This window comes from Rhodobaculum claviforme (assembly GCF_016653255.1).
GTDB lineage: Bacteria > Pseudomonadota > Alphaproteobacteria > Rhodobacterales > Rhodobacteraceae > Rhodobaculum > Rhodobaculum claviforme.
Genome location: NZ_NHSD01000095.1, coordinates 1 through 5,549 on the forward strand (window position 1 = coordinate 1; position 5,549 = coordinate 5,549).

The following is a 5,549-nucleotide window of genomic DNA, read 5'->3' on the forward strand; positions in this document are numbered from 1 at the left end:
CGATGCCCCCGCCCGCCCGTCGCGCAGCCGACGACGCCACCCTGCACGAGGCCGCGCGCGCGGTGGAGGCACGCTTCCTGTCGATCATGCTGGAGGCCGCGGGCTTCGGCGCCGCGCGCGAGGCGTTCGGCGGCGGCATCGGCGAATCACAGGTCACATCGTTCCTGACCGAAGCCCATGCCGAGGCCATCACCCGTCGCGGCGGCATCGGACTGTCCGAATCAATCTTCCAGGCCCTGAAGGAGCGCGACAATGGCGCATGAGACATCTGACGAGAGCGTGGACGGCGGCGCCGCCCTGGTCACAACGCTGGATGCGCTGCTGGAGCGCGAGGCGACGGCCCTGCGGTCGGCCGATTTCGAGGCCCTGCCCCGGCTGGCCGAGGAAAAGGAGCATCTGGCCGCACGGCTGGCGGAGGCATCGCTTGCCGTGGATGCGCCGACGGTGCGCCGCCTGCAAGCCCAGGCCCAGCGCAACGCCGTCCTGCTGGAGGCCGCGCGCAACGGGCTGAAATCAGCCGGCGATCAGGTGCGCAGCCTGATGGCACCGCGCGCCCCGCTGCAGACCTATGACGGCTCAGGCCGTCGGGCGCGGATCGAGCCGACCCGCCCGGGCACCGAGCGCCGCGCCTGATCGCGGCGCGGGGCCTTACAGCACGCCCGGCACCACGAGGTCGGGCGGCCGGTGCCCGTCGGCAAAGGTCTTTATGTTGACGAGCACGCGTTCGCCCATCTCGATCCGGCCCTCCAGCGTGGCCGAGCCCATGTGCGGCAGCAACACCACATTGGGCAGGTCGCGCAGGCGCGGATTGACGTCCGCGCCACGCTCGAACACATCAAGCCCGGCCCCCGCAAGGTCGCCGCCGCGCAGCGCACGCGTCAGCGCGTTCTCGTCCACCACCTCGCCGCGCGAGGTGTTCACGATCACCGCCGAGGGCTTCATCAGCTTCAGCCGCCGCGCGTTGATCAGGTGGAACGTCGCAGGCGTGTGCGGACAGTTGATGCTGAGCACGTCGACCCGAGCGAGCATCTGGTCGAGGCTCTCCCACCAGGTCGCCTCCAGCTCCGCCTCGACCTCCGGACGCAGGCGTCGGCGGTTGTGGTAATGGATCTGCATGCCAAAGACGCGGGCACGGCGCGCGACAGCCCGCCCGATCCGGCCAAGACCAAGGATGCCCAGCCGCTTGCCGCCAATGCGGCGGCCCAGGTTGGTCATCGGCGCCCAGCCCGACCAGCTGCCGGACTGCATCGCGGCCAGCCCCTCGGGGATGCGGCGGGTCACCGCGAGAATCAGGCCCAGCGCCATGTCGGCGGTGTCCTCGGTCAGCACGCCGGGGGTGTTGGCGACCAGGATGCCACGCCGGCGCGCGGTTTCCACGTCGATGTGATCGACCCCGGCGCCATAGCTGGCGATCAGCTTCAGGCGCGGTCCGGCCTGTGCCAGCAGGGCGGCATCGATGCGGTCGGTGATCGTGGGCACCAGCACGTCGGCCGTGCGCATCGCATGGGCCAGCGCGTCGCGGTCCATCGGCGTGTCGGCCTCGCGCAGGCGGACGTCGAAGAGCTCGGCCATCCGGGTCTCGACGACGTCGGGCAGGCGTCGCGTGACAACAACACTCAGGCGCGGTTTGCTCATTGGGTCCCCCTCCCGGCTTGGCCCGGACGATCACGGGTGGCACAGTGGCACCCCTCAGCTTGGACAACAAGCGCCGCCGCGCGTGGGCAGGCGGCAGGACGGATCGGGGGCATGGCGGATGCGGCATTCGAGGCGGGCAATCCTGGCGGGGGCCCTTGCGGCCGGGCTGGTCGGCGCACCGGCGCAAGCGGTGGAAACCGCGGCGCCCGAGGTCGGCGTGGGACCGGTGACGGGGTTGGCGCTGCCGCGCTTTGTCTCGCTGCGCAGCAACGAGGGCAACGCGCGCCGCGGCCCCGGCATGACCCATCGCATCGACTGGGTGTTCACCCGGCGCGACATGCCGTTGCGCGTGGTGGCCGAGTTCGAGCACTGGCGCCGGGTCGAGGACGCCGAGGGCCTGGGCGGCTGGATGCACTTTGCGCTGCTGTCGGGGGTGCGCACGGTCCTGGTGCGCACCGACATGATGCCGCTGCGGCTGCAACCCGATGATCGCGCGCCCGTGGTCGCGCATCTGGAGGCCGGAGTGATCGCGCGGGTGCAGTCCTGCGCTCCGGACTGGTGCCGGTTGCGCGCAGATGGCGTGCGCGGATGGGCCCCGCGCGCGGATCTGTGGGGGCTGATCCCGGGTGAGACCTTCGAATAAGGCCCGCCCGGGTCACTGCAACTGGGCTTGCACCGTGGCTGTCAGCTCTGACAGGGAAAAGGGTTTCGGCAAGAACACCGCATTCGGGATCGCCGTGCGGCCGGTCTCCAGCGCTTCCTCGGCGTAGCCGGACATGAACACCACCCGCGCCTGCGGCCGCTGGCCCAGCGCCTTGCGCACCCATGTCGGACCATCGAGGCCGGGCATGATCACATCGGTCAGGAACAGATCGACATGCAGGCCCGGATCGTCGAGCTTGCCCAGCGCCTCCTCCGCCGAGCTGGCCTCGATCACGGTGTGGCCGCGCATCCGCAGCGCCCGCGCGGCAAAGGCGCGCACCGGGGCCTCGTCCTCGACCAGCAGGATCACGCCTTCGCAGTCGCGCCCCGGCTCCGGGGTGGGCACGGCCGGGTCACTGGCGGCCTCGGGCTCGGGCACCGGGGCGCAGGCCGGAAGGTACAGGCTGAACACCGTGCCGGTCCCCGGCGTGCTGTCGACAAAGATGAACCCGCCGGTCTGCTTGACGATCCCGTAGGCGGTCGAAAGGCCCAGCCCGGTCCCCTCGCCGGCGCGCTTGGTGGTGAAGAACGGCTCGAAGATCTTGGTCATGTGCTCGGGCGGGATGCCCGCGCCCTGGTCACTGACGCGCACCACGACATAGGCGCCGGGAGGCACCAGCGCACGGTCGCGCACAAGGCTTTCGCCCAGCGTCCGGTTTCGCGTCTCGATCCGGATCTCACCGCCCTCGCGCATGGCGTCGCGTCCGTTGACCACGAGGTTCATGATCACCTGCTCGATCTGGCGACGGTCGGCGCGCACCATGTCCAGATCGCTGTCATGGTCGAGCACCAGCGCCACCCGCTCCCCCACCAGGCGGCTGAGCAGATGCGTCAGCTCGCCCAGCGTGTCGCGCAGGTCGAACACCTCCGGACGCAGCGTCTGCTTGCGCGAGAACGCCAGCAACTGCCGCACCAGGGCCGCGGCGCGGTTGGCGTTCTGATGGATCTGCACCAGATCGGCATAGTCGGGATCGCCCCGGTCATGGCGCAGCATCAGCAGGTCGCAATGCCCCGAGATCGCCGTCAGAAGGTTGTTGAAGTCATGCGCCACCCCGCCGGCAAGCTGGCCGATGGCCTGCATCTTCTGGCTCTGGACGATCTGCGCCTCCAGCGATTTCAACTCGGTGGCGTCGTTGAATACCGCCAGCAGGCCCGGGCGCCCGTCCTCGGCCACGCGCCGCAGCGTGACCTGCAGGTAGCTGTCGGGATCGGACCGGCGCAGCCGCAGCACCTGGGGGCGGTTTTCCGCAAGCCCGGACATGGCGTCGGCGAGCCAGTCGCCCACCGGGCGCCCCGGCCCCTCCAGCAGCTCCGCCAGGCGCGGCGGCTGGCCCAGCGCGGGCATCACCAGTCCCAGAAGGTCGCGCGCCACGCGGTTGGCCTTGATCACCTGTCCGTCGGGAGAGACGCGGGCCAGCGCCAGCGGCAGGTCCTCGAACTCCGCCCGCGCGGCGGTGGGACGCGCGGCGTCGGGGGCGGGCAGCAGATACACCTCGCGCCGGCCCTCTCCGGCGTCGACCTCGGCCACCATCCGGCGACAGGGGCCGGCGGCACCCGCAACCTCCGTCACCTCGCCGGAGCGCAGGGGGAGATGCGGAAAGATCCGGTCCAGTGTGCGCGCCTCCACGCCCACAAGGCGTTGCATCGCCGCGTTCATGCACAACACGGTGCCGCTCTTGGAGACGCGCAGCATCGGCAGCCGCGCAGCACCCGATGCGTCGGCCGTGTGGTCCTCCAGCCGCCACAGCCAGACCCCCGCCCCGCTCCGGTGCACCGAGAGGCGCAAGGGGCCATGCAGCGCCGCGACCTCCTCGCTTGCGGACCCGTCGGCGGTCGCGCGCGCCTGCAACCGATAGAGGAGCGCACCCGGCCCCGTCACCAGCCCCCCCAGCGCCGCGACCAGGGTTGCCCCCGTGCCGAAGCGCGAGTCAGCCGCAGGGTTGCGCGACAGGATGCGCCCCTCGCAATCGGCCGTGAACATCGGGCTTGTGTCATCGGCCATGGGCGGTGCCGGGACGATGCGCGCAGTGGCACCGCGCCCCTCGCGCCAGGCCAGCACCGACACCATCGCCGCCAGACACGCCAGCGTCACCGACACCGACACCACGGCCATGCGCACCGTACCCGGCGCCATCAGCGTCGCCACCGCCGCCGCCACCGCCGCCAGCCCCAGCACCAGCCAGACCGCCCCGGTGAACCGCTGGGCCGTGCGCCCCAGTGCCTGTGAAAAGGGTATCGCCTGCGTCACGCGCTGCCTCCGACCGCTGCCCCCCGATAGCGCGCGAAAATGCTTAAGGTGGGCTTAACGCCCCCCCCGGGCCCAGCAAAGGCCGGGATCACCGGCGCGTCAAGACCGCAAGGAAGAACCCGTCGCACCCCTGCAGCGGGGTCCAGCGCGCGCTGTGAGCCAGCCGCCAGCCGGAGTGACGCCCCAGGAACGCCGCCACCTGGTCGTCGTTCTCGGCCGTCAGCAGCGAACAGGTCGCATAGGCCAGACGACCGCCCTCCGCCACCAGCCCCGCGGCGCGATCCATAATTCCCGCCTGGGTGTCGCGCAGCGCCGACAGACGCTCGGGCGTCAGCCGCCATTTCCCCTCGGGGTCGCGGCGCCAACTGCCCGAGCCGGAGCAGGGCACATCGGCCAGCACGAGGTCCATCGGACCGGCGCCCTCAGGGGGGGCGACGGGGGTGATGCGGGCGCCCGCGCGCGCGGCCCGCGCCGGCAGATCGGCCATGCGGGCGGGGTTGGCGTCATGGGCCAGCACCTCGGTGCCCAGCCGCGCGGCCAGCGCCAGCGCCTTGCCGCCACCGCCCGCGCACAGATCCAGCACCCGCATCCCCGGCGCCAGATCCAGCGCCGCCACCACCGCCTGCGAGGCGGCGTCCTGCAATTCCACCAGCCCGTCGGCATAGGCGCGCGCGCGCTGCACGCGGCGGGCACCCGACACGACCTCCAGCGCGGTGTCGGCGATGGCGCAGGCGCGGGCCTCGATCCCGTCCCGGGCCAGCGCGGCCAGGGCCTCGGCGCGGTCGGCGCGCGCGACATTGACCCGCAGGAACACCGGCGCGCGCTCGCGCAGCGCGGCCATGACCGGTGCGAATTGCGGCCCCAGGCTGTCACGCAGGAGTGGCACGAGCCAGTCAGGGCAATCCAGCTCCTCGGCCTCGGTCATGGCGGGGGGGTGGGCCAGATGCGCGGCCTCGGCCATGTC

Annotated in this window: 6 protein-coding genes; 3 read left to right on the forward strand and 3 right to left on the reverse strand. The window is 72.0% G+C overall.

The window, feature by feature from the left end; translation table 11 throughout:
* Together CCR87_RS01725 and CCR87_RS01730 are read left to right on the forward strand one after the other, a co-directional pair.
* Nucleotides 1-263, forward strand: a 263-nt coding sequence (locus tag CCR87_RS01725; RefSeq protein WP_201155603.1) for a rod-binding protein, incomplete at its 5' end; no start/stop codon positions are given.
* Complete coding sequence (locus CCR87_RS01730; RefSeq protein ID WP_201155604.1) at nt 253-633, forward strand: hypothetical protein; 381 nt, start codon at nt 253-255, stop codon at nt 631-633. The genes CCR87_RS01725 and CCR87_RS01730, both read left to right, overlap by 11 nt.
* Nucleotides 634-648: 15 nt before the next feature.
* Here CCR87_RS01730 and CCR87_RS01735 read toward each other — a convergent pair whose 3' ends face one another.
* Complete coding sequence (locus tag CCR87_RS01735) at nt 649-1,635, reverse strand: 2-hydroxyacid dehydrogenase (RefSeq protein ID WP_201155605.1); 987 nt, start codon at nt 1,633-1,635, stop codon at nt 649-651.
* Between the two features lie 190 nt (nt 1,636-1,825).
* Between CCR87_RS01735 and CCR87_RS01740 the strand changes: the two genes are divergently transcribed.
* Nucleotides 1,826-2,278, forward strand: coding sequence for an SH3 domain-containing protein (locus tag CCR87_RS01740; protein ID WP_338048854.1), 453 nt, complete (start codon nt 1,826-1,828; stop codon nt 2,276-2,278).
* A 12-nt stretch (nt 2,279-2,290) separates the two neighbouring features.
* On the opposite strand, the gene CCR87_RS01745 is transcribed toward CCR87_RS01740, so the two are convergent.
* The gene (locus CCR87_RS01745; RefSeq protein ID WP_201155608.1) at nt 2,291-4,471 is read right to left on the reverse strand and encodes an ATP-binding protein; all 2,181 of its coding nucleotides are present in this window, start codon (nt 4,469-4,471) and stop codon (nt 2,291-2,293) included.
* A 202-nt stretch (nt 4,472-4,673) separates the two neighbouring features.
* Nucleotides 4,674-5,549 (reverse strand): RsmB/NOP family class I SAM-dependent RNA methyltransferase (locus CCR87_RS01750; RefSeq protein WP_201155607.1); only part of this gene is annotated, 876 nt, incomplete at its 5' end.

What these genes read in the sequence shown, in the direction of transcription:
- CCR87_RS01735 (WP_201155605.1), bottom strand. Translation starts at nt 1,635, where the DNA reads ATGAGCAAACCGCGCCTGAGTGTTGTTGTCACGCGACGCCTGCCCGAC.
- CCR87_RS01745 (WP_201155608.1), bottom strand. Translation starts at nt 4,471, where the DNA reads ATGGCGCCGGGTACGGTGCGCATGGCCGTGGTGTCGGTGTCGGTGACG.
- CCR87_RS01730 (WP_201155604.1), top strand. Translation starts at nt 253, where the DNA reads ATGGCGCATGAGACATCTGACGAGAGCGTGGACGGCGGCGCCGCCCTG.